Source organism: Treponema denticola, from assembly GCF_024181405.1.
Taxonomy (GTDB): domain Bacteria; phylum Spirochaetota; class Spirochaetia; order Treponematales; family Treponemataceae; genus Treponema_B; species Treponema_B denticola_D.
Window position 1 is genome coordinate 41,946 of record NZ_CP051302.1, and the last position, 24,807, is coordinate 66,752.

23 protein-coding genes are annotated in these 24,807 nt (G+C 38.3%); 11 read left to right on the plus strand and 12 right to left on the minus strand.

Annotated elements, in window-relative coordinates; all coding sequences use genetic code 11:
- Positions 1 to 55 precede the first annotated feature (55 nt).
- From hflX to HGJ18_RS00215, 4 genes are all read right to left on the minus strand, one after another.
- The gene (hflX, locus tag HGJ18_RS00200) at positions 56 to 1,231 is read right to left on the minus strand and encodes a GTPase HflX (RefSeq protein WP_253697027.1); all 1,176 of its coding nucleotides are present in this window, start codon (positions 1,229 to 1,231) and stop codon (positions 56 to 58) included.
- Positions 1,232 to 1,251: 20 nt separating this feature from the next.
- Positions 1,252 to 1,698, minus strand: coding sequence for a putative toxin-antitoxin system toxin component, PIN family (locus tag HGJ18_RS00205; RefSeq protein ID WP_253697028.1), 447 nt, complete (start codon positions 1,696 to 1,698; stop codon positions 1,252 to 1,254).
- Complete coding sequence (locus tag HGJ18_RS00210; protein ID WP_002673438.1) at positions 1,667 to 1,978, minus strand: type II toxin-antitoxin system RelB/DinJ family antitoxin; 312 nt, start codon at positions 1,976 to 1,978, stop codon at positions 1,667 to 1,669. The genes HGJ18_RS00205 and HGJ18_RS00210 overlap by 32 nt, the downstream gene beginning before the upstream one ends.
- A gap of 96 nt (positions 1,979 to 2,074) precedes the next feature.
- The gene (locus HGJ18_RS00215) at positions 2,075 to 2,533 is read right to left on the minus strand and encodes a GNAT family N-acetyltransferase (RefSeq protein WP_253697029.1); all 459 of its coding nucleotides are present in this window, start codon (positions 2,531 to 2,533) and stop codon (positions 2,075 to 2,077) included.
- A 222-nt stretch (positions 2,534 to 2,755) separates the two neighbouring features.
- Between HGJ18_RS00215 and HGJ18_RS00220 the strand changes: the two genes are divergently transcribed.
- The 4 genes from HGJ18_RS00220 to HGJ18_RS00235 are packed head-to-tail and all read left to right on the plus strand — an operon-like array spanning position 2,756 to position 9,440.
- On the plus strand, positions 2,756 to 5,560 hold the full coding sequence (locus HGJ18_RS00220; protein WP_253697030.1) for a type I restriction endonuclease subunit R: 2,805 nt from the start codon (positions 2,756 to 2,758) through the stop codon (positions 5,558 to 5,560).
- Between the two features lie 2 nt (positions 5,561 to 5,562).
- Positions 5,563 to 7,005, plus strand: a complete 1,443-nt coding sequence (locus HGJ18_RS00225; protein ID WP_253697031.1) for a type I restriction-modification system subunit M — start codon at positions 5,563 to 5,565, stop codon at positions 7,003 to 7,005.
- Entirely contained in the window at positions 7,002 to 7,817 is an 816-nt protein-coding gene (locus HGJ18_RS00230) for a Fic family protein (RefSeq protein ID WP_253697032.1), read from the plus strand. Before HGJ18_RS00225 ends, HGJ18_RS00230 begins: the two co-directional genes overlap by 4 nt.
- A gap of 27 nt (positions 7,818 to 7,844) precedes the next feature.
- Positions 7,845 to 9,440: a restriction endonuclease subunit S gene (locus HGJ18_RS00235; protein ID WP_253697033.1), complete on the plus strand. Its 1,596-nt coding sequence runs from the start codon at positions 7,845 to 7,847 to the stop codon at positions 9,438 to 9,440.
- On the opposite strand, the gene HGJ18_RS00240 is transcribed toward HGJ18_RS00235, so the two are convergent.
- Positions 9,411 to 10,004, minus strand: coding sequence for a restriction endonuclease subunit S (locus HGJ18_RS00240; protein WP_253697034.1), 594 nt, complete (start codon positions 10,002 to 10,004; stop codon positions 9,411 to 9,413). The genes HGJ18_RS00235 and HGJ18_RS00240 overlap by 30 nt on opposite strands.
- Before the next feature lie 60 nt (positions 10,005 to 10,064).
- On the opposite strand from HGJ18_RS00240, the gene HGJ18_RS00245 reads away from it, so the two are divergent.
- Positions 10,065 to 10,874 carry a tyrosine-type recombinase/integrase gene (locus HGJ18_RS00245; RefSeq protein WP_253677988.1) on the plus strand — a complete coding sequence of 270 codons (810 nt, stop codon included), beginning with the start codon at positions 10,065 to 10,067 and terminating at the stop codon, positions 10,872 to 10,874.
- A 158-nt stretch (positions 10,875 to 11,032) separates the two neighbouring features.
- Here HGJ18_RS00245 and HGJ18_RS00250 read toward each other — a convergent pair whose 3' ends face one another.
- The 5 genes from HGJ18_RS00250 to HGJ18_RS00270 all read right to left on the minus strand — a co-directional run bounded on the left by HGJ18_RS00250 (position 11,033) and on the right by HGJ18_RS00270 (position 17,075).
- The gene (locus tag HGJ18_RS00250; RefSeq protein ID WP_253697035.1) at positions 11,033 to 11,812 is read right to left on the minus strand and encodes a tetratricopeptide repeat protein; all 780 of its coding nucleotides are present in this window, start codon (positions 11,810 to 11,812) and stop codon (positions 11,033 to 11,035) included.
- A 129-nt stretch (positions 11,813 to 11,941) separates the two neighbouring features.
- On the minus strand, positions 11,942 to 13,345 hold the full coding sequence (locus tag HGJ18_RS00255) for a restriction endonuclease subunit S (RefSeq protein ID WP_253697036.1): 1,404 nt from the start codon (positions 13,343 to 13,345) through the stop codon (positions 11,942 to 11,944).
- A gap of 166 nt (positions 13,346 to 13,511) precedes the next feature.
- Positions 13,512 to 15,242: a M3 family oligoendopeptidase gene (locus HGJ18_RS00260; RefSeq protein WP_253697037.1), complete on the minus strand. Its 1,731-nt coding sequence runs from the start codon at positions 15,240 to 15,242 to the stop codon at positions 13,512 to 13,514.
- A 51-nt stretch (positions 15,243 to 15,293) separates the two neighbouring features.
- The gene (gene dusB / locus HGJ18_RS00265; RefSeq protein WP_253697038.1) at positions 15,294 to 16,298 is read right to left on the minus strand and encodes a tRNA dihydrouridine synthase DusB; all 1,005 of its coding nucleotides are present in this window, start codon (positions 16,296 to 16,298) and stop codon (positions 15,294 to 15,296) included.
- 3 nt (positions 16,299 to 16,301) lie between these two features.
- Positions 16,302 to 17,075: a TatD family hydrolase gene (locus HGJ18_RS00270; RefSeq protein ID WP_002667034.1), complete on the minus strand. Its 774-nt coding sequence runs from the start codon at positions 17,073 to 17,075 to the stop codon at positions 16,302 to 16,304.
- Positions 17,076 to 17,244: 169 nt separating this feature from the next.
- Between HGJ18_RS00270 and HGJ18_RS00275 the strand changes: the two genes are divergently transcribed.
- The 6 genes from HGJ18_RS00275 to HGJ18_RS00300 all read left to right on the plus strand — a co-directional run bounded on the left by HGJ18_RS00275 (position 17,245) and on the right by HGJ18_RS00300 (position 24,035).
- Positions 17,245 to 17,946, plus strand: a complete 702-nt coding sequence (locus HGJ18_RS00275; protein WP_002667037.1) for a lysoplasmalogenase — start codon at positions 17,245 to 17,247, stop codon at positions 17,944 to 17,946.
- A 410-nt stretch (positions 17,947 to 18,356) separates the two neighbouring features.
- A complete protein-coding gene (rsgA, locus tag HGJ18_RS00280; RefSeq protein ID WP_253697039.1) occupies positions 18,357 to 19,451 on the plus strand; it encodes a ribosome small subunit-dependent GTPase A in 1,095 nt (364 codons plus the stop codon).
- 81 nt (positions 19,452 to 19,532) lie between these two features.
- Positions 19,533 to 20,501: a GGDEF domain-containing protein gene (locus tag HGJ18_RS00285; protein ID WP_253697040.1), complete on the plus strand. Its 969-nt coding sequence runs from the start codon at positions 19,533 to 19,535 to the stop codon at positions 20,499 to 20,501.
- Positions 20,494 to 21,462 (plus strand): GGDEF domain-containing protein, encoded by a 969-nt coding sequence (locus HGJ18_RS00290; RefSeq protein WP_253697041.1) that lies wholly within the window; start codon positions 20,494 to 20,496, stop codon positions 21,460 to 21,462. Before HGJ18_RS00285 ends, HGJ18_RS00290 begins: the two co-directional genes overlap by 8 nt.
- A 111-nt stretch (positions 21,463 to 21,573) precedes the next feature.
- Positions 21,574 to 22,830, plus strand: a complete 1,257-nt coding sequence (locus tag HGJ18_RS00295) for a ribose-phosphate pyrophosphokinase (protein WP_253697042.1) — start codon at positions 21,574 to 21,576, stop codon at positions 22,828 to 22,830.
- Complete coding sequence (locus HGJ18_RS00300) at positions 22,827 to 24,035, plus strand: FGGY-family carbohydrate kinase (RefSeq protein ID WP_253697043.1); 1,209 nt, start codon at positions 22,827 to 22,829, stop codon at positions 24,033 to 24,035. The genes HGJ18_RS00295 and HGJ18_RS00300 overlap by 4 nt, the downstream gene beginning before the upstream one ends.
- Before the next feature lie 5 nt (positions 24,036 to 24,040).
- On the opposite strand, the gene HGJ18_RS00305 is transcribed toward HGJ18_RS00300, so the two are convergent.
- The gene (locus HGJ18_RS00305) at positions 24,041 to 24,355 is read right to left on the minus strand and encodes a type II toxin-antitoxin system RelE family toxin (RefSeq protein WP_253697044.1); all 315 of its coding nucleotides are present in this window, start codon (positions 24,353 to 24,355) and stop codon (positions 24,041 to 24,043) included.
- Between the two features lie 3 nt (positions 24,356 to 24,358).
- Complete coding sequence (locus HGJ18_RS00310; protein ID WP_253697045.1) at positions 24,359 to 24,679, minus strand: type II toxin-antitoxin system Phd/YefM family antitoxin; 321 nt, start codon at positions 24,677 to 24,679, stop codon at positions 24,359 to 24,361.
- Positions 24,680 to 24,807: the final 128 nt, after the last annotated feature.

A 24,807-nucleotide genomic window follows, 5' to 3' on the forward strand; every position in this document is an offset into this window, starting at 1 on the left:
GCTGATTATATCAATAAAATGAATAGTATGTCAAGGGTATTTTAAGAATATCTTGTTATTTATCAAAAATAATTATATCGGTTATTTTTTTCTTTAAACCTTCAAGACCCTGTCCCGTCTTAACCGAAATCTCGACGGCTTCGGGATAACGCTCTTTTAAGTTTAGTAATTGAGCCTCATCAAAAACTTCATCCATTTTGTTTATTGCGATTATAGAAGGTTTATCACTGCAAGAAAGCTCGTCTAAGACCTTTTTTGTTACTTCAAGACATTCAGGCATTGCAGGATGGGCTGCATCGCATACTATGATTAAAAAATCTGCAAGGGCGGCTTCTTCCAAGGTCGAGTGGAAGGCATCAATCAGCTGGTGAGGCAGATTACTTACAAAGCCTACGGTGTCGGTCAATAAAATTTGAATATTTTTTTCGCCCGTTTGTAAAAAAACTTTTCTGGTTTCGGCATCAAGGGTGGCAAAAAGCTTGTCTTCGGTAAATACTTCCGCTCCCGAAAGTTTTTTTAAAAGGGAGGATTTTCCGGCATTTGTGTAGCCTACGATAGCCCCTATTTTTTTATCCCCGTTTAAGCGGGTTTTACGCTGTTCACTCCTTTGAAGTCTTACCCGTTCCACCTCTTTTTTGAGCTTGGCAATGTCGGTTTTTAAGCGTCTTCTGTCAAGTTCCAGCTTTTTTTCGCCCGCACCTCTGGAAGCTCCTCTTGTTCCTTTTGCCCCGCCTCTTTGTTGGGCAAGGCTAGTCCATCTTCTGGTAAGGCGTGGCATAGAATATTCTAAACGGGCGAGTTCAGCCTGCAAGACGGCCTCCCTCGTTTGAGCCCTGTCCGCAAATATTTGGATAATAACCTCGGAGCGGTCTATAACGCAGGTGTTAAGGGCTGCTTCAAGGTTTCGCTGAATGCGGGGGCTTACCGCACTGTTAAAGACAACAAGATCGGCTCTTTCTTCTTCGATCGCTTGAGCAATTTTTTCAAGCTGTCCCGAGCCTACAAGAGTTGCAGGGTTTTCTTTTGCTATTCTAAAACGGAGGGAGGATATGGGTTTTAAAAAGATAGTTTCAACAAGACTTTTCAGCTCCTTTTCTTCTATTTCTTTTAGGGCTTCCGCACTTTTTTCCTGCAAGGAGGAGCGGCTTATATAAGAGTTTGAGGTCGGCCCTGAAAATATATCCGTAAAAATAAGTAAGGCCTTTTTTGTTTCGTTATCGGTTATATACATGCGGTAAAGCTCCTTTATTATTAAATTGGTTTCTCAAGTAAATCTAAAATTTGACGCGGTGTTACAACAAATGTTTCCATAGGAAAGTGTTTTATATTACCGGTGATCAAATAAGTTTCAAGATTTTTTCTAGCACTTAGTGTAACAGCATAAAAAACAATGTCTTTTGGGTCAGGCATAGGATCTAAAACATTTATCCCATCTATTTTTAAGCCTATTTTTTGTATTGCATTAACCGCAATATTGACAGCTTCCTTAGGAAAGCAAAATTTTGGACGGGACAACACAGCAAAATATTCGCTTATAATTTCTTCATTATAAATTGGGATGATTTTGCCTGCATACATATAGTTAATCACAAAACGAGGAATAGAATTTTCTTTTAAAAATGCAGAAACAAGAACATTTGTATCAATTACGGCGTACAGCGGCACTCTATTTTCCTTTTCGTGCTGCATCGATTTCATTATTAATTTCCTCAATGCTCATTTCGGAAACGCCATAAATTGCTGCACTTTTAGACATAGACTGCATTGCTGAAAGAATATCCGGAGGGATTTCTTTTTTTATTAAAGTTTGTTTGGTATTTTCCAGTTTCATATTAAAAGGAATCCCATTTTCAGCAACACTACGCTTAAAAAATATACGTACGGCTGTGGATAAGTCTAATCCTAACTGCTCATAAACAGCAGTCACATCATCTTTCAGTTTCTCATCAACCCTAATTTGAACTAATGTACTTGCCATACTTACCCCCTCATAATATTATAATACAAAATATTTTTTTTGCAAGTACAATGTAATGATAAAATACTAAAATTATCTGATAATACTTTTGATGTTTTATAATTTTTGGATCATTATCAGACAAGGATTCCACTCATCCCAGAGTGTGGGAAAAACTTCTAATTTTTTAAATCCTTGTTTTTTATAAAAGGCTATTGTTTGGTCATATTCTTTATAATGACCTTCATCTACTGTTTTTACCTGTATATAATCATATTTAGTTGAAGCAAATTTTTTCAGTTCATTAAATAATAATGTGCCGATTCCCTTATTGTGATATATTTTTTTTACTCCCATACAATGCACATCAGCACAATCAGGGCTTGATTCGGTTAATGTTATAAACCCGATAATTTCATCATTTTCCTTCGCTGCCCATAAATCCAATTCTTTTGAATCATTGATATATTCTTTTGTACTTTCAGGTAATCCGAACCATTCCGGTAAATCCGTCAAAACTTCTTCGACAATTTTTGCTTTTTCGTCTTTGTTTTCTATTTTTATAATTTTTATCATAAACAACTCCTATTTTTTACCGGTATATTACCTTAAAGTGCAGTTTAAGTCTAGCAGAGAATGATGAAAAAGTAATAAGCTTTTAAAACATCCCCGAAACTAAAAGATGCAGCAGCCATTCAGCGGCAGCCTTTTAACCATTGTAAGGTACTATTAAAATAACTAAAATAGTGCTATAATTGTTCCTATAGTTTTGGGATATGAGAACATTAGGATATATTTATGACGGAATACAAGAACAATCATAATTTCAGATATGACAGCCTATTGCCTGAGCAAAAAGCGCGTGTTTATATAGATGCATATCTTGAAGATGCCGGCTGGACGGTAGTCAACCGGGATGAGTTTGTTCCCGAAGCGATAAATGCGCAAGCCGTCCGTGAAAATATCTTAAAAGGTAATAAAGAAGCCGATTACATTCTTTATCTTGACGGAAAAGCTATAGGGGTTCTTGAAGCAAAAAGAAAAGAGAATAATTTAGGTCTTGAAGTTGCAGAACAAGCACAAAATTACGGAAATATTCTCCCCGATTGGATACGGGCATGGAAAACTCCGCTTCCGTTTATTTTTCTTTCAAACGGCGAGATTTTGCTCTTTAAGGATATGCACGACGAAAAACCGAGTTATAAACTTCTTAAAAAAATGCTCACTCCGAAAGATATTGTTAATTTGGCAGGCGGCGACATTGATTCGGAATATGCAAAACTTCCTTCCGTCCCGTCTGTAGGATCAAAAGGTTTAAGAGAATGTCAATTTGAAGCAATCACGAAGCTGGAACTTTCATTTAAGCAGGGATTCAAAAAAGCTCTTATCGTTTTAGCTACGGGTGCCGGAAAAACATTTACTGCTTGTACCGCAGCATATCGTCTTTTGAATTATACATCCGCAAAGCGGGTCCTTTTTCTTGTAGACCGTAACAATCTTGGGAAGCAAGCCGAAGGCGAGTTCGGCACCTATAAACTTACGGAAACCGGTAATCCTTTTTCCGATGAATACATTGTTCATCGTCTTAAAAGCGTTGAAAAAATAGGAAATGCAAGTGTCGTCATTTCAACGATCCAACGGCTTTTTGCAGTACTCACGGGGCAAGAAATAAACGATGCCGGCGATGACGAAGAAACGGATAATGATGAAAACGCACCGGGGAAACGAATTCAGTTTACCGGAAACATACTTTTACCGCCGGATTTCTTTGACGTAATTATAATTGATGAATGTCATCGTTCGATTTACGGAGATTGGCGGCAGGTTCTTACCTATTTTAATAATGCAAAAATCATCGGACTGACGGCAACTCCGACACCGGAAGCTGAAGCGTTTTTTAATAAAAACCGAGTAGTAAATTACACTTTGGAAAAATCCATTGCCGACGGTGTTAATGTTCCTCCGCGTGTGTATAGAATTAAAACCGAAATCTCGGAAAGCGGCGGCACCATTAAAGACGGTGAAAAAATCAAAAAAGTTTCCAACTGGAGCGGTAAAAGAAAAACTCAAAAGCAGCATGAAGACCGGCAATTCACCAAAACGGATATAGATAGAAGTGTCGTGATTCCGGCACAAATCGAAACGGTTGTTCAAGCATATAAAGATTCCATCTATGAGTCTCTGTACCCGGACAGAAAAAAAGATTGGACTATGATTCCAAAAACGCTTTTCTTTGCAAAAACAGAAAACCATGCAGAAGACATATTGAAAGCAATCAAAAAGGTTTTCAAAAACGAATTTCCTAACGGAGAAATCCCCGAACATTATGCCCAGTTGATTACGTGTAAATCCGGAAATTCAAATCAACTGATCAGCGATTTTAGAAATGATAAAGATTTTCGGATTGCAATTACCGTTACCCTTGTTGCAACAGGCACCGATATCAGACCTTTGGAAATTCTTGTTTTTATGCGCGATATACATTCCGAAGTTCTCTACACTCAGATGAAAGGACGCGGATGCAGAACGTTTGCCGACGATAAACTAAGAAATGTAACCTCAAATGCGGCCTCAAAAGACTTTTATTATCTTGTGGATGCCGTCGGCGTAACGGAACACGAAAAATCAATGCCGACTCTGGGCGGAAGCGGCGATATAAAAAAAGTCTTGCCGCTTAAAGACCTGCTTGAACATCTTGCACACGGAGACTTATCCGATAAGAATTTAGAACTTTTAGCAGGCTATCTTTCAAACGTAAATAAAAAAGCCGAAGCGGAAGATATTATCGAACTTAATGACTTACTCGCCGCTATTACCGTAAAACAATTGGCTGTAAATATTTTTGAATCAATCGCACCCGAATCTTGCAGTTTACCCCCATATAAAGATATTAATGAGCCGAACACGGAAAGAAAGATTTTGATTTCCCTGCTCATAAATAATGTAAAAGCCCGCAAAAAACTTTTGGAAATCAATGCAGGATTTATTAAAATTGCCTTTGAAAAACAGGACTCTTTAATTTATGCAGGATTTTCAAAAGAACAGGCAAAAGAATATATCACTACATTTGAAACCTATCTTGATGACAATAAAGATGAAATTGAAGCATTAAGAATTCTTTATAATCAGGAAAAGGTTGCCATCACGTATACGATGCTTAAAGATTTGGAAAAGAAACTGATTGCGTATAATAACCAGTTCAAGCCGGAATTCTTATGGACGTGCTATCAAACGCTGGACGGAGAAAGCGGAAAAGTAAAACCTTTAAACAGAGAAACGGAACTGGGCGTTTTTACCAATCTTATTCAACTGGTAAGATACGGATATAAGTTGGACGATGAACTTGTGTCCCTTAAAAGACGATTCGGCAGCTATTTTAACCTTTATTGCGGGCAGGCTTGGCGTAAATTTACGCCGGAACAAATTGAAATTGTGCGGCAGATTGCAGAATATATCGTTCAAAACGGCTGTATCACGAACATTGAATTAAACAATGCAAAGCATGATTTGTTTGTAAAAGCCGTTCCAATCTTCGGGGCCGATAAACTAAACGCGGAAATGCAGACAATCTCCAAATATTTATTCTACGGAAAGGCAGCATAAAAATGGCAAAAAAAGAAGCAACACAGGCAAAACCGGAACAGGCGCTTACAAAAAAAGTTTGGAACATGGCGGATGTTCTTGCGGCAGCCGGTATCGGATTTACTGATTATATTATTCAGCTGACATATCTCTTATTTCTAAAAATGGATTTTGAAAAAGAATCATACGGTTTAGGCAGTGCACTTCCTGACGGAAGTAAATGGAAAGATATCGTTCAACTGGATGGACCAGATCAGCTTGCAAAATATGAAAAGATTCTGGAAGTTTTACAGGCAACAGACGGACTTATCGGCGCAATTTTTACGGAAGCACAAAATAAAATTACAAAACCTGCTCTTCTTAAAAAACTGATCGGAATGATTGATGAAGAAAACTGGTTCAGTATGGACGGAGACCTAAAAGGTGCAATTTACGAAAGTATTCTTGAAAAAAACGGACAGGATAAAAAATCCGGAGCAGGGCAGTACTTTACACCGCGCCCCTTGATTAATGCTATGGTTGATGTTGTTCAGCCGAAAATCACGGAGACCGTTGCCGACCCGGCATGCGGAACCGGAGGGTTCTTGCTTGCTGCCTATGATTATATGCGTAAACAAAGCGACGAACAGAGTAAAGTGGAGTTCTTACAAACGAAGGCTCTTAGGGGAAATGACATTACGCCTCTTGTCGTAACGTTGGCTTCTATGAATCTTTATCTTCACGATATTGGAGTGGACACCACGCCGATTAAATGTGAAGATAGTTTGGAACACGAACCCGAACATCTTGTAGATGTAATTCTTGCAAATCCGCCTTTCGGTGCTCGGCCTGCAGGAAGCGTCGATATTTCGACCATGCGTTCCGATTTGATTGTAACGACAAGCAACAACCAGTTAAATTTTTTACAGCACATGATGGTCATGTTAAAGGATGGCGGAAGAGCCGGAATAGTTCTTCCCGATAATGTGCTTTTTGCAGATGGTGCCGGAGAAATTCTCCGCAAAAAACTTCTAAAAGATTTTAATCTTCATACGATTCTTCGTTTGCCGACCGGTATTTTTTATGCAAACGGCGTAAAAGCAAATGTACTTTTCTTTGAAAAAGGAAGTCCGACACAAGAGACATGGTATTACGATTACCGGACAGGGATTAAACACACTCTTGCAACGAAACCGCTTAAACGTTCCGATCTTGAAGACTTTGTAAGCTGCTACTGCGCAGGACATGTTGAAGACCGCAAAGAAACGTGGTCGCCCGAAAATCCGAACGGCAGATGGCGTAAATATCACGTCGATGAACTGGTTGCACGGGATAAAACCGGTCTGGATATTTCTTGGATAAAAGACGGTTCCGATACAGTAGACTATTCACTTGCCGAACTTATGCAGACCATTCAAGAGAAAAGTGCAAATATTGCCGCAGCTGTTACAGAACTTTCCAAACTGATTGAAGGAATTGAAGAATGATAAATCGGAATGAAGAACAAAACTTTAATAAACTTTCAGAAGTTATAAACGAATACAACAAGCTGCAAATTTCTCAGCAGCTTGATTACGATAAATTCTATTTATATTCAATTATTACACATTCAACCGCAATAGAAGGTTCTACCGTGACGGAAATTGAAAATCAGTTGCTTTTTGACGAAGGGATAAGTGCGAATAAGCCGATTCACGAACAGCTTATGAACCTTGACCTAAAAACGGCATACGAAAAAAGCTTTGAACTTGCAAAACAACATACGCAAATCACACCGGAAATCCTTTGTGAACTTTCGGCTCTCGTAATGAAGAACACCGGCACTGTATACAATACAATCGGCGGAACATTTTCTTCTTCAAAAGGAGAACTCAAGCCTTTAAATGTCAGTGCAGGGCGAGGCGGAAAAAGCTACATGGCGTGGCAGAAGCTTCCGCAAAAACTGGAAGAATTTTGCAGTTGGCTCAATTCGGAAAGAGAAAGCATTGCGCAAAAACGAATAGAAGATCAATACGCTTTTAGCTTTCTTGCTCATTATAAACTTGTTCAAATTCATCCTTGGGCAGATGGGAATGGACGGATGAGCCGTCTCTTAATGAATTTTATCCAATATGAAACGGGACTAGTTCCTGCAATAATCAAAAAAGAAAACAGAGCGGAATATATTCAAAGTCTCGCTTCTTCACAAGACAAGGATGATCCTGCGGAGTTCTTACATTTTATGTTTTCGCACCATATACGGAATTTGAGCGAACAGATAGAAGAATATAAAACCTCGCTTGAAATGAACGGCAGCTGATAATGGCAGTTACAGGGAGATTATAACGTGAACACAAACGCATTACGCCAAAAAATATTAGACCTCGCCATTCACGGAAAGCTTGTAAGTCAAGACCCGGCCGATGAGAGTGCAACCATACTCCTTGAAAAAATCCGTGCTGAAAAAGAGAAAAAAATCGCTTCCGGTGAACTGAAACGCGGTAAAAATGATTCGTATATTTTTTTCGGTGATGATAACAGACACTATGAGAAGTTCGCAGACGGCAGGGTGAAGGATATCGAGGATGAAATTCCCTTTACCGTGCCGGAGGGGTGGGTGTGGTGTAGACTGGGGGAAGTTTGTGAAATATCATCTTCAAAGCGTGTTTTACAAAAAGATTGGAAAAAATCAGGAATTCCATTTTATCGGGCGAGAGAAATTACTCAACTATCAAATAATGAAAAAGTAAAAGAAGACTTGTTTATTACTCCTGAATTATATAAAGAAATTAAACAAAAATATGGTGTTCCGGAAGTTGGAGATTTACTGGTTTCAGCTGTCGGCACCATTGGTAAAATTTATATTGTGAATGAGTCTGATTGTTTTTATTACAAAGATGCAAGCGTAATATGCTTTTCAAAAAAGTTTAAATCTATAGATTCAACATATTTAAAATTATGTTGTGAAAGCAGTTTTATTCAGAAACAAATGTATTCGTTATCCAAAGGAACAACTGTTGATACAATCACGATAAATAAAGCTCAGAAATATTTATTTCCCCTTCCCCCTCTCGCAGAACAACAGCGCATCGTTACAGCAATAGAGACAATCATTGCACAGATAGATATTCTGGAAACAAACAAAGCCGACTTACAGACGGCCATCAAGCAGGCGAAGAGCAAAATCCTTGACTTTGCAATTCGCGGGAAACTTGTTCCTCAAGATCCTGCCGACGAACCTGCAAGTGTTATGCTGGAAAAATTGCGTGCCGAAAAAGAAGCTAAAATTGCAGCCGGAGAGATAAAACGCGGTAAGAATGATTCGTATATTTATAAAAATTCTACTGATAATTGTTATTATGAGAAGTTCGAGGGGACAGAGGAACAGATCGAAATACCGTTTGATTTACCGGAAGGTTGGTGCTGGCAAAAAATTTCTTCAATATGTGAAATAAATCCTAAGAATAAATTGGATAATACTTTAGAAATTTCTTTTGTACCAATGACTTTAATTGATTCGGAATTTAATAATAATTTTACCTATGAATTACAAAGATGGGAAAATGTAAAATCAGGATTTAGTCATTTTGCGGATAATGATATTGGAATTGCAAAAATTACACCTTGTTTTGAAAATAGAAAATCTGTGATTTTTAAGAACTTAAAGAACAAATATGGGGCTGGAACAACAGAATTACATATATTACGAACAAACAATAAATATATTTTCAATGAATATGTATTTTGGTTTATAAAAACAAATACTTTCATAAAGGAAGGAATCAATAATTTTACCGGTGCTGTAGGACAACAAAGGATTGGAAAAGAATTTATTGCAGAAACTCTTATTCCAATTCCACCGTTAAATGAACAGATAAAAATATGTAGAACTATCAATAGATTAATAAAAAAATTAGACAAGATTGCTTTGAATATTATCTAAAACATAAAATATTTCTTCAATTCTAGCAACAATTCTTTTTTGTTCTGAAATTGGAGGAATAGGGATGAATATTTTTTTTGCATCATCTCTTCCTAAGCGGGGCATTTTTACGCCATAGACCAGCATATTTACCGTTGACAAAAAAAAGAATGACATCAGAAGTCTCTGCGCAAATTCATTTAATAGAACTCCGTTGAAGTTTAATGGCAGAATTTCAGAAGTACAAAAGCCGTCCTTTGGCGCAATTACAACTTTATTTAGATATGGTCGTAATTTACTGTATAAAAGGTCTCCTTTACGGAATATATGTTTGGTGCTTTCTGATCTTCGTTCTGCAAAACTATGAAAAGTGATTATTTTTCCAGAATCTTTTTCAATATCTTCCAAATCGAGAATCCAATCATCTGGTTTCAGTTCAGAGACTTCAATATTGTCGCATTTACCATAATCACACACTTCCCCCAACCTGCACCATTGCCAGTTTGCCGGTAGTTCAAAAGGAATTTCATTATCAATACAAACATCACTTTTTCCCTCGAACTTCTCATAATAACAAGAAAGCACATTACAAGTATACTCTCTGGTAAGCGAGAGATCGCTAATCTTGTTTATTGGGAGGTCGTTATGGAAAACGGCACAAGTTTTGAAGAGTATTTGAAGAAAAGCAATCTTTCTCAGAATACTCTTACATCGTATTTATGGACAGTTAAATACTACACAGAACATTATGATTCTGTCAGTAAGGAAAATCTGCTTGCATACAAAGGCTATCTGATTGAGTTCTTTAAACCGAAAACGGTGAATTTAAGGATTCAGGGAATTAACAAGTATTTGCAGTTTATACATAAAGATCAGCTGCAGTTAAAATTTGTAAAAGTTCAGCAGAAGAACTTCCTAGAAAATGTTATCAGTAATGCCGACTATCAATTTTTGAAATCAAGCCTTAAAAGAGATGGAAATCGAGAATGGTATTTTGTCGTGTGGTTCCTCGCAGCGACAGGGGCGCGAGTCAGCGAGCTTATTCAGATAAAAGTTGAGCATGTTAAGTTGGGATATTTTGATCTATATTCAAAGGGCGGAAAACTCAGGCGGCTCTATATTCCAAAAATTTTGAAGGAAGAAGCCATGCAATGGCTGGAGTCAATCGGACGCGACTCCGGCTATCTATTCCTAAATCGCTTTGAAAAGCACATTACTACTCGCGGAATTGCTCAGCAGTTAAAGAATTATGCCAGAAAGTACGGGATAAGTGAAAAGGTTGTGTATCCGCATTCATTCCGGCACCGATATGCAAAGAATTTTCTTGAAAAGTTCAATGATATTTCCCTTCTTGCCGATTTAATGGGACATGAAAGTATTGAAACAACGCGTATTTACTTACGTCGAACCGCAAGCGAACAGCGGGAACTGGTTGATAGCATTGTAACGTGGTAAAAATTAGAACCGTCCAAAAATTTTAATTTTCTGGACGGTTTTCTTACTTTAAACTGCCCATCTTTTGAAAAACCATATCGGCAATTCCAATTAATAATTCTTATAACAAACTCCTTACTGCAACTGAATTTCCTCTGTTGCTAGCTTGAAAGCGAATGTTATTCATCGCTTATCTCTTTTAGTTTTTTAATAGTATCTTGATCTTTTCTCCATACATCCATAGAACCAAAGCAATATGTTACGGCCTCATCTTCATCACCAAATCCATAATAGCCCGGTAAATATTCAGGCAATTCATTTTCCTTGAGTAAATATTTCACTACATACGGATTTGCGTTTTTGGCTTTTATGTATTTTTTTAAGATTTTTGTGTCGCTTTCTCGATTTTTTATGGAAAGTAATAGATCGCTAAACAGCATAAAAGCAGTTCCTTCTTGATATTTTTTTAGTAATTCTGTTACTTTGTCCAATTGATTTTGATCTATAAACCAATTGATCAAAGTGTATCGTAGGCCCTGATTATCATTCGGATTTAATTGTAATAACTCTTCATATATTTGTATCGCTTCATCCTTTTTCTCATTATTCCATAATAATTGCCCGTATCCTGCAGAAAGCCGCATAAAGGATCTTGTTTCAAATATTTCCCAGAAATCTCCTCTATTTTCTGAAAAATACTTCTCCCCATATTTTTTTCTAAATACTTCTATTCCTTTTTTGTAATACTCATTTTTCTTTTTATATGATGTATACTCTCTTACCAGAATGCAGTATGCATCTGCACAGTTCGGATCAAGTTCAAGTGCTTTTTGTGCTAATCGTTTTCTTTGTACGGATGAATCACAATCCCATGCATCATAAACGATATCTTGAGCTTTTTGCTCATTATTCTGTTCCAATTCAAATGGAAACTCAGGGAAATCTAAGATATCAGTCATTTGCTTGTCCTCCCAAATAAAAGTAATCGCTTTTTTCGTTAAAACAGACACGCCATTGGTCATTTATGAGTATTGAATACGGCTCCTTTCTGTTTCCATTTGGTATTATAACAGTATTACGTGTATATGTCAAAGCGCAGTTGTGACAAGCGCAGTTGTGATAAAATCAAGCTGAGCAAACAGTTCTTCAATTTTGGCAACGATTCGTTTTTGTTCGGCGAGTGGGGGGAGAGGAAGAAAGAATTCGATTAGAATGTTTTTCGGGAGTTCTTTTTGGTTGGTAGATCCGGTTGCGGCCTTATTAATTTTATTTTGCAGATGCTCAGATGTAAAAATAGCATATATATACTTTTGATATATGTATGCTTTATAACATCTCACAATGGATATATGTGAGTCAGGGACAATAAAAGGATATTTTCCCAGAATTCCTATATCAAAGATACCAACTCTCCCAATAGTACCTGTTCCCGTAGAGTTTATTACAATATCTTCGTGTTGCAGATGATATTCATTAGTCCATTTTGATAATGAATTTGGATCTAAAAAAAGAACCTTGTCTAATCGTATACCATCCCATTGATTACATTTTTGTGCCAAAACCGGATATTGACTTTCTTTTGTATAAACCGGTGTTTTCCCTCTGGATAAGAATTCAGAAATCTCCCCCAATCTACACCAAGTCCAGCCTTCCGGTACAGCAAACGGGATTTCATCGGAAATATTTTCCTCGCAGCCATCGGCATATTTTTGATAATAACAATTATCAGTAGAATTTTTATAAATATACGAATCATTCTTGCCGCGTTTTATCTCGCCGGAAGCGATTTTAGCCTCTTTTTCAGCACGGAGTTTTTCCAGCATAACACTTGCAGGTTCGTCGGCAGGATCTTGAGGAACAAGTTTTCCGCGGATTGCAAGATCGAGGATTTTGCTCTTCGCCTGCTTGATGGCTGTCTGTAAGTCGGCTTTATTTTGTTCCATCAGGTCGATTTGTGCAAAAATTGTTTCAATTTTTGCGACGATGCGTTGCTGCTCGGAGAGGGGCGGGAGAGGAAGAGGAATCCTTTTTAAGAGATTCAAACTAACGCCACCTATTAGACCACTTTTGTTTACATTGAAGAAATCAATAAATGTGGAACTTCGAAGATAATAGAATAAATATAGATTATCAATAAATTCACAATGCAAACAACAAAGTTTATTTACAAAACAAACTTCTTTATTAATAAAACCGATTTTTCTACCTGCACTACCACCCTCAATACAAATTAGTGATGATTGTGCAGGTGCAATTTTAAATTTAGATTCAGAAAAAGGAATTTTTATGCCATTTTCATAGTTTATTACTCCTTCAAAATCTATATCTTTTGTTGCTATATAAAACAATCCGTCCGAAACGTTTGAGTATTTTTTGTTTTTTTCATTCTCATTAATACTATTCCCGGTATAAATATTCGCGATTTCCGATAGAGAAGCCCATGCCCACCCCTCCGGCACGGTAAAGAGAATTTCGTTCTCGATATCCTTCACCCTGCCATCTGCGAACTTCTCATAGTGTCTGTTATGTCATATTCGTTTCGGTACATGGCCCGTCTTACAAAACCACTAATTTATCGATAGGAACGGCTTTGGATGCTTCGCAGCATTTAGTACAAAGCATTAAATGCTGCGAAAGTTTGGGGCTTCATTTTTACTGCTACAGTTTTGAATCGTCTACCGAATTAAGCCATTTTTCACATTCGGGGGCAACCGAAGCGATGCAGCCTTCTTCAAAGGGATTTTTTAGGTTTGCAAGTTTTAAAAGCTCCAAGAATGGAAGGCTTCCGCCGGCCTTGCAAAGGCGCAAATAATCTTCCCAAGCCGTTTTGCGGTCGGCATTGGCTTTTACCCAGAACTGTAAGGCGCAAACTTGAGCCAATGTGTAATCTATGTAATAGAAGGGAGAAGCAAAGATGTGTCCTTGCTTTACCCAAAAGCCGCCTCGGTTCAGGTAGTCATTATCGGCATAATCAATTGAAGGATTATACTTTAATTCGATTTTATGCCATTCGGCCTTTCTTTCGGCAGGACTTGCTTCGGGGTTTTCATATACCCAATGCTGGAACTCATCGACTGTCGCTCCATAAGGGAGGAATTCGAAAGCTCCGGAAAGATGGGTAAACTTAAATTTTTCGGTTTGGTGTTTAAAGAACAGCTCCATCCATGGCCATGTAAAAAACTCCATACTCATCGAGTGAATTTCGCAAGCTTCAAGCGTCGGCCATCCGTATTCGAGAAGGCGTGCATTTCGGCTCTGATAAGCTTGGAAGGCATGACCTGCTTCATGGGTCATAACCTCGACATCGTGCTGGGTTTTGTTAAAGTTTGCAAAGATAAAGGGAACCTTGTACAAGGGGAAGCCCGTACAATAGCCGCCGCCTGCCTTTCCTTTGGTTGAAAGTAAGTCCATGAGTCCGTAATCGGTCATCATCTTAAAGAACTCGCTTGTTTCGGGCGAAAGCTCATTGTACATCTTCTTTGCCTGTTCTACAATCCAATCAGGCTCGCCTTGAGGAACGGCATTTCCCGTAAGGTATTTAAGCCCGGTGTCGTAATAATAAACCTTATCGAGCTTTAACCTCTTGCTTTGGCGTTTTTTTAAGCTTTGGGCAATGGGAACAACAAGCTCGTAAATCTGCTTGCGGTATTTTGCGACCATTTCGGCATTGTACTCGGTTCTGCCAAGGCGGTCATAGGCAAGCTGCACAAAGTTTTTGTAGCCCAGCTTTTTGGCTATCTTTGTACGGACCTTTACAAGCTCATCATAGATAGAATCGAATTCGGTTTCATTTTCTTCAAAAAAGCTGTAGTAGGCCTTTGCTGCCGCCTTTCTTACTTCTCTGTCCATGTCCTGCATAAATGGACTCAATTGGGAAAGGGTTCGCTTTTCGCCTTGGAATTCGATCTGGGCAGAAGCTATGAGCTTACTGTATTTACTGGTCAGTTTGTTTTCGGTCATGAGATCGTCCATGATTTCGGGGCTGAATACCTTTAAGGATAGATCGGTTAAATCAAAGACCTGATGACCGAATTCCTTTTCGAGCTCGGCTCTGAATTTGGACTTGACCATTTCTGCACCGAATTCGTTTGAAAGCTTACTAAAAAGAGGCCCTGCTTCATCATAAAAGTCGTTCTCTTTATCGTAGAATTCATCCCTTGTGTCGATGGTATGCCTGACCGAGGCCAAAGAAGACATGGTGCTGTACTCACGGTTGATAGCCTGCACCATATCGATAGCTTCGATTTGTTCTTTTACCGAAGCGGCTGCCTTAAATTTAGATAGGGCATCGGCAAAGCCCTTTTCAATAGTCTTCATATCCGGTCTCGTATAAGGCATTTCCTTAAACGGAACCAAAGGCAAAGTTTTTACTGTAGATGTGTTTGACATAAGTCCTCCCATAAAAAGTTTTACAAAACTAAGTATATAGAAGAATAAGCCTTATGTCAATTGAAAATAATTTTGAATTATGGTTTTATACTCCGCTATTGTTGAGGCTTGTACCAATTCTTGGCGAAGGCGAGAGCCGTCGGGTATGCCCTTAGTGTAGGCCGCAAAGCGTTTACGCATTTCGCGACAGCCTTTTTCTTCTCCTTTTTCATCGCATAAAAAGACAAGCTCTTTAAAGCCGGTTCGGATTTTTTGTTCCGTGCTTATTTCGCCGTATGTTCCATTGGTCAATAGCTCTCTTGTTTGGGTAAAAATAAAAGGGTTTCCCATGGCTCCGCGGGCAAACATTATGCCTGCGCATCCTGTTTCTTCAAGCATTTTTTTAGCATCCTCAGGCGAAAGCAAATCTCCCGATCCGAAAATAGGAATTTGATAAGGCTTTGCGAATTGAACCAGCTCTGCAAGAATGTTCCAATCGGCCTTGCCCGAATACACCTGTGTGCGGGTACGGGGATGGAGGGTGAGCATTTTGACCCCGGCATCTATGGCGGCTGAGGCTGCTTCTTTCCAGTTAAGTTTGTCTGCGGTAAAGCCTGAGCGTATTTTAAGGGTTACGGGTATCTTATAAGGGGTCATAGCATCGTTTACGGTCTTTACAATCCTGTACAAAAGAGGAATATCCGTCATCAGGGCTGATCCGGCGCCGTTTTTGGTAATCTTTGCCATGGGACAGCCCGAATTTATGTCGATACATTCGGGAGAATATTTTTCGGCGATTATGACGGCTGTTTTTGCCATGTATTCGGGATTTGAGCCGAAAATCTGTACGGCATAGGCCTTTTCATTAGGTGCCCTTCCTATGAGGCTTTCGGTTTTATCGGAATCCCTCACAAGGGCTTCCGATGATACCATTTCGGTGTATGTAAAATCCGCTCCGCAGTCTACGCAGATGGAACGGAATGCCTTGTCGGAGTAGCCTGCAACAGGGGCTAAAAAGATGTTCCCCGATAAAAGAAGCCCGCCTATTGAGACGGGCTTGTAAAGCAATTCTTCCATGTCTTATTCAGGCAGCCGGAAGAGCTTACAGCTGTTTTTCCAAAGTTGATCGGCAAGTTCTTCAATATCCATCGAAAGCATCTCAGCCATAAACTTTACGGTTTCGATGGTGTTGGCTGGCATATTCCTTTGGCCTCGGTATACCGAAGGCGGCATAAAGGGGCTTTCGGATTCGACAACGATGCGGTCAAGAGGAAGGGCTAAAACAGTATCATGTAAATTTCTTGCATTGCGGTAAGTCAAATTTCCCGCAAAAGAGAAATATAAAGGAAGGTTTAAAGCTTCTTTTGCATAAATATCGTCTTCGGAATAGCAGTGTAAAACGCCTCCTTCTTTGGGAATCCTTTCCTTTAATATATCAAGAAGATCCTTTCCGGCTTCCCTATTGTGAATAATTACCGGAAAACCTGCCTTTGAGGCAATGTCAAGCTGGGCGATAAAAAGCTCAATCTGGGAGCGTTTATCTCCGTATTTTTTGCAATAATCAAGGCCTATTTCTCCTACGGCCACTACATTGGGTAATTTTAAGCTTTCTTCTATTGTTTTTTGCCAGTCCTTTCCGGGAGATGTAACTTCAGAAGGAGATACACCTACGGCATGGTATACCGCCGGTGAAAACCTAAGAGTTTCATACACCTTGGAAAAGTCGTGGAGACTGTTACATATACTTACTATTCTCGTTACAGAGCCTTGTCGGGCTTCCTGTACAACGCGTAATTGCTCAATCGGATCGGAATAGATCAACCCGACATGAGCATGAGTATCAAAAATCTGCATATTATTCTTCCATGTAAACTAAATTTTTACCTATTAATTAAGGTAACATTACCGTTCTGTACAGGATAGCATAGAAATGCTTAATCGTCAACTTAAATTTTAAAAATATCTTGCTTTTTTGATGATTTCGGTATATGATTATCGTATAAGTATATTTTTGGAGGTATATATGTATAATGAATGTTTAGATCCTTTGTGTATCGCAGCTCTTGCCTTGTTTTTAGTTATTTCGATTATTCATTTAATCAAGTGCTTTCAGCAAAGACAAAAATGGGCGGATATGACAAAATTTATGCTGATGCCGGCTCTTCTTTTATTCTTTTTGGCTTTCAGCTTTGTAAGTATTAAAACGTTTTCGGTATTAAATGTTTTAATAATAATTGCCTTGATTTTCAGCTTTTTGGGAGATGTTGCTCTTCTTTTTGATTGGGAAAAACAAAATTTCGCTCTTGGTATATTCTTTTTTGCAATTACGCAAATATCTTATATAGTTTTTGCAATACTCGGTGTTAAGGTCGATAATATTCCCCTTATCCCCGGAATTGTTACGGCTGTGATTTTTTTAATTTCGATTATCTATGCCGTAATGAGAACAAAAAAGTATTTAAAAGGGTTTAAACCTATTGTAATAGTTTATGCCCTTATAATTTCATCGATGAGCTGGCTTTTTATAGTTTTTGCCTTTGCAACCCAGTCTTTAGCGCTTATATTGGCTGCTATAGGAAGTGTTTTCTTTGTCATATCGGATACCATGGTTGCAACCAAATACTTTTTGGGCGGCAAGGCCGGAATGCGCTTTCTTATTATGAAAACCTATATTCTTGCCCAACTTTTAATCGTATTAGGAGCAATAGGAATTATCGGAGCTTAAGAGTTTAAAACTCTCAACTTGAGAAGCGGCAATGGTTAAGATTCTTATCCGCTGCCGCTTATTTTTTTTCAGTTACAACAGTAGGACCTTTTTGAGCAAATTGGTATTGTTATTTGTAAGAATACCTGCTTGACAAAATCTTTATTTTAGCTTAATGTCTTTTTACTAAATTTTAAAACTTATGGGAGGTGCTCTATGATTACAGTATTATTTTTAACAAGCGGTAAAGACCTTACTCCCGGAAGTTCTTTATAGACCGCATTTTATCAAATAAATTTTCTTTATAAAATTCTCACCTTAAATTCACTTGCTTGATTTTTATCTGTGCTCAAGTTTGAAGATTTTTAAATCCGAATTTTTTGTGATGTAGATTCCGGGAGAAAATAATTCTCTGTATATAAGGAAACATTATGGAAACAATTTTAAATTTCGGCTTTGAAGATTTTTTTAAAGATAAAAAGATCGAAAAAGAGGTTGGGCGTATTATTTTTTTTGGCGGGACTTCCTATAAAATAATATGTAAAGATGGCGAAAAAGAAGCCCGCTTAAAAGGCTCCTTTAAAAAAGAATGTGAGGTATCCGGTTCTTATCCTACAGTAGGAGACTGGATCGGTTTTGAATCTCAAGAAAATTCTTCGATTGCACTTATAGATTTTTTATATGAGCGCAAAAATAAGATTTCGCGAACGGATCCTAGGTTAGGCATTGAGCTTGAACAAATTATTGCTGCCAATATTGATACGGCTTTTATATGTATGTCCTTAAACGAGGATTTTAATTTAAACCGTTTGGCTAGATATATTTTTGCCTTGCAAAATATTGAAACCGTTTTGTTTTTAACTAAGGCGGACTTATCCGAGACAAGGGAGGATGCCGAAAATTTAATAGAAAAGATTTATCCTCATTTAAAAGTCTATTGCATAAGTATTTTTGAACCTGACAGTTTAGAAAATATAAAGCATTACTTTAAAAAGGGAAAGACTTCGGTGCTGCTCGGTTCTTCCGGTGTCGGAAAATCAAGCCTCATAAACAGCTTAACCGGAAAAGAAATTTTACGCACAAGCGAAATAAATAAAAAGATAGACAAGGGCGTTCATACTACAACGAACAGGCAGATAATTTCTTTAGGAGAAGATGCGGGCCTTATAATGGATACTCCCGGAATGAAGGTTCTGGGTATCTGGGATTCGGACAGCGGAGAAAATTCTTTTGCCGATATTACCGAGCTAAAATCCAAGTGTCTTTTTAGCGACTGTACGCATACATGCGAAAAGGGCTGTGCTGTTTTGGAGGCTCTTAAAACGGGTTTACTGGATAAAAACAGGTATGAACTTTATCTGCAATTATTAAAAGAGGATAGAAGAAAAATAAGACGGGAAAAACGGCAGGAAAAATTCTTAATAAAGAAGGAAGAAAAGTCCAAGTCGGCAAAAAGGCGCTTTAAAGAAAAGAAAAACATAAAACAAACCTTTAAAAAAGATTTGGATGACCTGCTTGATGAATAAGTTTTTGACTTCTTTCCCTATTTTTTAAATATGCACTTTTATTTTACCGAAAATATGCTATAATGCTTTTAGGTGGTATAAATGATTAGTGATGGACAGAAGATACAAGCTTTAAGTAATACTCCTCTTTTTGCAGGATGGGATGAGGTTTACTTAAAAGACATAGCCGATATGGTAGGAATAGACAGCTATCAAAAAGGCGATATTATTTTTAAGCAGGATACACGTGGTGACCGATTTTACATTATTGTAGAAGGAAATGTTATAATTTTATCCCCTGAAGATAATTCCGTTCTGGCCGAATTTGTAAGCGGTGAAATGTTCGGTGAGACAGCTATGCTTACTCAGGAAGAACAAAAAGCCATAGCTTCTGCCAATGAAAATTCTATCATCCTCTCTTTCCCTAAAGACGGAATTCCCATGGAAGATGTTTTTAAGGATAATCCCGTAACTTATGCTCAACTGCTAAAATCGTTTTTGGTCATGGTTTCTCGTAGGACTCGAAAGGCTAACTCTTTAATAAAAGAAAACTCTCCCATTATGCAGGAACTGCAAAAGCAGGTTTATGGAGATAAGCTTACGGGACTTTTAAATAAGGCCTATCTTGAAGAAAATATTGCGGACTTTATGAAAGGCTCTTTTTCTCTTATTATGATGAAGCCCGATAATTTTAAGGCTATTAACGACACCTACGGTCACGAAAAGGGAGATGCCTGTCTTACATTTATAGGCAATCACTTGAGCCATTTTTTAGATACGGATTCCGTTCTAATCCGTTATCAGGGAAACGAATTTGCCGTTTTAACGCCTGATCAGGGAAGGGATGGGGCTGCAAATTTAGCCGAAAAGATAAAGGCAGAGCTTGAAAACTTAGATATTTCTCCGGTATTAAACAGTCCTTTTAAGTTGAGCATAAGTTTAGGCGTTTTATTATATCCCGATACGAAGATTGAAAAAACGGAATTTATAAAACAATGCTCCGAAATGCCCCTTATCGGACGAGCCCGCGGAGGCTCCCAAATTCTCTTTGAGGAGGATATAAATGAATAGCGCAAAACAAAAATGGCTTGAAATTTTACAAAAAGCACGGCTTTTTGCTCATCTTTCAATAAAAGAAATAGAAGTCTTGGCTGAAGCTATGTTTTATTCCGAATTTGAAGCGGGCCAAGCTCTCGTTTATGAAGGTGAATCGGGCAATGAGCTTTTTATCATTGTAAAAGGTACTATTTCCGTTTCGGTAAAATCCGAAGGGAAAGAAATTGAACTTGTCCGTCTTGGAGCGGGAGATTTTTTCGGTGAAATGGCTATGCTCGAACAAGAGCACCGTTCGGCAACCTGCAAGGCTGTAGAATCCACCTCCTGCCTTGTTTTAAAATCTCAAGATTTTTCCTCCCTTATTATAGACCAGCCGAAAATAGCTTCAACGGTTTTGTACAATATGCTTAAAATCACAGGAGGACGTTTAAGTAAGACGGACGGCCTTTTATCGCAGATAATCCGATGGGGTGATGATGCAAAAAGAAGAGCCATTACCGACGAGTTTACTGGACTTTACAATAGAAGATATTTAGATGAATCATTTGAAAGCCTTCTTAAACGCTGTGTCCGTCAGCACATCGGTGTAAGTTTTGCTATGGTGGATATCGATCACTTTGGTCAGCTTAACAGAGACTATGGAGCCGTCTTTTGCGACAAGGTCCTGCTAGCCATTGTCGAAGTTTTTAAACGTAATTTTGATACTGACGATATTTTAATCCGGTACGGAGGGGATGAGTTTTCCTTTATTATCAGAGGAATGTTGGAAAGAGCCGAACATCAGTGCAAAAGAGTCTGTACCGAAGTTAATGCTCTGACTTTTCAAGAACACCCCGAATTACGGGTTTCATGCTCAATCGGCCTTGCCATATATGACGAAAAGATGACTACACCTGAACTCTTAAAATTTTCCGATACAGCACTCTATTCCGCCAAAGAGGGCGGCAGAAACAGGGTCTTTGTTTATCAAAAATAGGCACGGTTTAAGATTATTGTTAAAATAGCCGAATCTTCCCCTATTGTAATTTTCCTCAACAAGTGATAAAGTGAACCAATTAACATTTTTTATATTCTTTTTGGAGGCAAAATGAATTATCTTGAATCGAATAACCTCGCAATCATTGCTTGTCCGGGAGGCGAAGAGTTTGCAAATTTAACGATTAAGAATCTGAAGCATATCTATGCCCGTAAGCTGTACCAGCAAAGCGAAAAGTTAGCAAAGAGGTACAACACCTCCTCTGAGGATATGATTCAAAAGTTTAACTTTTATAGCGATTTATTTGCAGGCAGAATGTCGGTAAACAAGGATACAAATAAAATCCACGTACCCAAGTTCAAGGTAGATGCCCGTTTTACATATTTTATGAATGGGGAGTTTAAAACCGAGCTCCTCGAGACAGTCCGCGGAAAAGATGTCTATATTTTTCAGGATGTTGAAAACAAGCAGGAAATTACCATCAATGAGGGAAAAAACAAGGAGATATTTTCCGTAAACGATCACCTCATGTCTCTCATTGTAACCATAGATGCTGTCCGCCATGCAGGGGCAGGGAGAATATCCTTAGTTCTTCCGGTTTATCCTTACAGCCGCCAGCATAAAAAGAAGGGAAGAGAGGGCTTGACTGCCAGCTTGCTTGGGCATATTTACGAAGACCTTGATGTAGAGCAGATTATAACCCTCGATATCCATTCCCGCGAAATTGAAAATTCCTTCCATTCTGCACGCTTACAAAATCTTCATGCAAGTTATCAGATTATTAGGGAGCTTACAAGAATACTCGATTTAAGTGCCGATTCGGAAGAACAATTTGTAGTTGTTTCTCCCGACTCCGGGGCTGTAGACCGAAATAAGTTCTATTCGTCGGGCTTACAAAAACCTCTCGCCATGATTTATAAAGAAAGAGATTATTCCGTTGTCACTCAAAATGCAAAGCAGTCGAATATCATAAGCATTAAGCTTTTGGGCGATGTAGAAGGAAAAAATGCCTTTATTGCAGACGATATGTTGGGAACGGGCGGTACTCTTTTAAAGGCTATGGAATTCTTGAAGAGCAAGGGAGCAAAAAAAGTTATAGCCGCCGTAAGTCTTCCCTTTTTTACCGGAGACGCCATTCAGCAATTTGATGAGGCTTATTCCAAGGGGCTTTTTTATAGGGTTATAGGTACGAATGCCGTTTATCATACCGAGCTAAAACAAAAAGAGTGGTATATTGAAACCGATGTATCGGGCCTCTTTGCTCAAGTTATCACGCGCCTTCACGAGAACCTCTCTCTTTCGAGCCTCCTCGACAACAGGGATATAATCGAAAAATTGCTAAAAAACGCTGCAATACCTAAAAAATGATTTTTTGTGCAGCCGTCTTTGACATAGGTACGTCTTCCCTGAAGGGCGCTCTTATAGCCGAAGACGGAAAGGTTTATACGCAAGGCCGTTTATTTTTTCCTCAAAACCTTGAAGCCGAAACATGGCTTATTTCTTTTGAAAACCTTTTTAAACAGTTTTCCGACTTTGCAGAACAAAAAAGCATTAAGATTTGCGGCATTTGTATTTCGGGAAACGGCCCCAGCTTGGTTGCCGTATCCGAAGATTCTGCAGAAAGAGATTTTTTGCTTTTGTGGAACAAGGCTTCTTCCGACACCTTGAATAAAAACTCTAACGAAAATTCGAATGAAAACTCCATGAAAAAAAATCCTCTTTACGGTAAATCCATCTTTTTACCTCGTCTGGATTTTTTCCGAAATTCTTACCCCAAAATATTTAAATCTGCAAAATATATTTTATCGGGCCCCGAATATTTAATTTATAAACTTACAAAAAAGAGGGTAACGGTTTTGCCCGAAAAACGCTATGTGCCCGCTTATTGGACTGATGAAGAATTAAAAGCCTTATCCATACCGAAAAATAAACTTGCCCCCTTTGTTCCGCTGGGAGAAGATTGCGGCCTATACCGGAACATTCCCGTCTTTGCAGGGCCGCCCGATTTTATAGCTGCCCTCATCGGAACAAACACCTTAAAACCCGGAACTGCCTGCGATAGGGCAGGGTCAAGCGAGGGCATAAATATCTGTGTAAAAGCTCCTCCGGAGAGCTCCAAGTTGAAGGGGTTACGCCTTCTTCCGTCTCCGATTCCGAACCTTTGGAACATATCCTACCTAATAGAAAATTCGGGGAATGTTTTTTATGAGTATATAAAAAAGCACGGAGGCAATTTTATGGACTTTGATGCTTTTGTGCATAATATAAATACTAAAACCGCACATAAACAAAATGAAGCGGAAGGAAGAGCTATAATGGAAGCCCTTGCTTTTAAGGTAAAAGCGGGTATGGATTTACTTGAAAAGGCCGCAGGCTTCCGTCCCATATATACAATCTCCGGAGGGCAGGCCAATAATAAACTTTGGCGGGACTTAAAAGCCGAAATAACCGGCAGAGAATTCAAGGTGCTGCAGATAGCCGATGCCGAGCTTTTGGGCAATGCCGCGATAACTTTTACTTCTCTTAAAACCTATAGCTCGATAAGCGAGGCGGCCTCTGTAATTGCGTGGTAATTGGGTTAGAACTTTCTCTTTCCTGCTAAAGTGTATACTTCATTTTCTGCTCTTGCTGAAATCACAAGTATATACATTTCATTTTTAGTACGAAATAGTTTATAAACAACTCTAATTCCGATTTTTTTATATTTTATTTTTAATAAATTAGTTAAATTATTTTTACTCTTATTTCCTAAAGGTTTTCCATAACCGCCTTCATTTTTAGGAAGAGGATTTTCTGATACTTTAATAATTCCTTTAAGTACAATTTTTTTTACCGAGTCATCTAATTTTTTTAAATCTTTTTCTGCATCAGGATGATACTTTATTTTCCACACAGGTTACTCCAACTCGGCATCAATATCATCCAAATCTTCTTTTGTAAATCCTAATCTTTTCATAAGTTCTTGGTGAGAAATAGGCTTCGTTTTTTTGGCCATTCTTTTTTCCGCTTCAGATAAAAGAACGGTGTCTTCATACTCCTCAATCATCTGCTGATAATCTTTAGGACTTATTAAAACACATTCGGGAATATTGTTTTTTACGACAATCCTAACCCCATTTTTTTTTACTTCAGAAAAAATCTTATTTGCTTCGCCCTTGTTAAATCTACTGATGGGAATAATTGAATCCAATAAATCAACAGTTCTTAATGCATTCATATAAAACCTCCGTAACCTATTATACATGTAAATATAATTATTGTCAAATTTATTAGTAAATTTATTATGTTTTATATGAATGAATTCCTTTTGCTCTATAGCCTTGTCATTTGAACTTTGCTTTCCCC

Coding starts and splice junctions, on each gene's coding strand:
- hflX (WP_253697027.1), bottom strand. CDS start 1,231: ATGTATATAACCGATAACGAAACAAAAAAGGCCTTACTTATTTTTACG.
- HGJ18_RS00205 (WP_253697028.1), bottom strand. CDS start 1,698: ATGAAATCGATGCAGCACGAAAAGGAAAATAGAGTGCCGCTGTACGCC.
- HGJ18_RS00210 (WP_002673438.1), bottom strand. CDS start 1,978: ATGGCAAGTACATTAGTTCAAATTAGGGTTGATGAGAAACTGAAAGAT.
- HGJ18_RS00215 (WP_253697029.1), bottom strand. CDS start 2,533: ATGATAAAAATTATAAAAATAGAAAACAAAGACGAAAAAGCAAAAATT.
- HGJ18_RS00220 (WP_253697030.1), top strand. CDS start 2,756: ATGACGGAATACAAGAACAATCATAATTTCAGATATGACAGCCTATTG.
- HGJ18_RS00225 (WP_253697031.1), top strand. CDS start 5,563: ATGGCAAAAAAAGAAGCAACACAGGCAAAACCGGAACAGGCGCTTACA.
- HGJ18_RS00230 (WP_253697032.1), top strand. CDS start 7,002: ATGATAAATCGGAATGAAGAACAAAACTTTAATAAACTTTCAGAAGTT.
- HGJ18_RS00245 (WP_253677988.1), top strand. CDS start 10,065: ATGGAAAACGGCACAAGTTTTGAAGAGTATTTGAAGAAAAGCAATCTT.
- HGJ18_RS00250 (WP_253697035.1), bottom strand. CDS start 11,812: ATGACTGATATCTTAGATTTCCCTGAGTTTCCATTTGAATTGGAACAG.
- HGJ18_RS00260 (WP_253697037.1), bottom strand. CDS start 15,242: ATGTCAAACACATCTACAGTAAAAACTTTGCCTTTGGTTCCGTTTAAG.
- dusB (WP_253697038.1), bottom strand. CDS start 16,298: ATGGAAGAATTGCTTTACAAGCCCGTCTCAATAGGCGGGCTTCTTTTA.
- HGJ18_RS00270 (WP_002667034.1), bottom strand. CDS start 17,075: ATGCAGATTTTTGATACTCATGCTCATGTCGGGTTGATCTATTCCGAT.
- HGJ18_RS00275 (WP_002667037.1), top strand. CDS start 17,245: ATGTATAATGAATGTTTAGATCCTTTGTGTATCGCAGCTCTTGCCTTG.
- rsgA (WP_253697039.1), top strand. CDS start 18,357: ATGGAAACAATTTTAAATTTCGGCTTTGAAGATTTTTTTAAAGATAAA.
- HGJ18_RS00285 (WP_253697040.1), top strand. CDS start 19,533: ATGATTAGTGATGGACAGAAGATACAAGCTTTAAGTAATACTCCTCTT.
- HGJ18_RS00290 (WP_253697041.1), top strand. CDS start 20,494: ATGAATAGCGCAAAACAAAAATGGCTTGAAATTTTACAAAAAGCACGG.
- HGJ18_RS00295 (WP_253697042.1), top strand. CDS start 21,574: ATGAATTATCTTGAATCGAATAACCTCGCAATCATTGCTTGTCCGGGA.
- HGJ18_RS00300 (WP_253697043.1), top strand. CDS start 22,827: ATGATTTTTTGTGCAGCCGTCTTTGACATAGGTACGTCTTCCCTGAAG.
- HGJ18_RS00310 (WP_253697045.1), bottom strand. CDS start 24,679: ATGAATGCATTAAGAACTGTTGATTTATTGGATTCAATTATTCCCATC.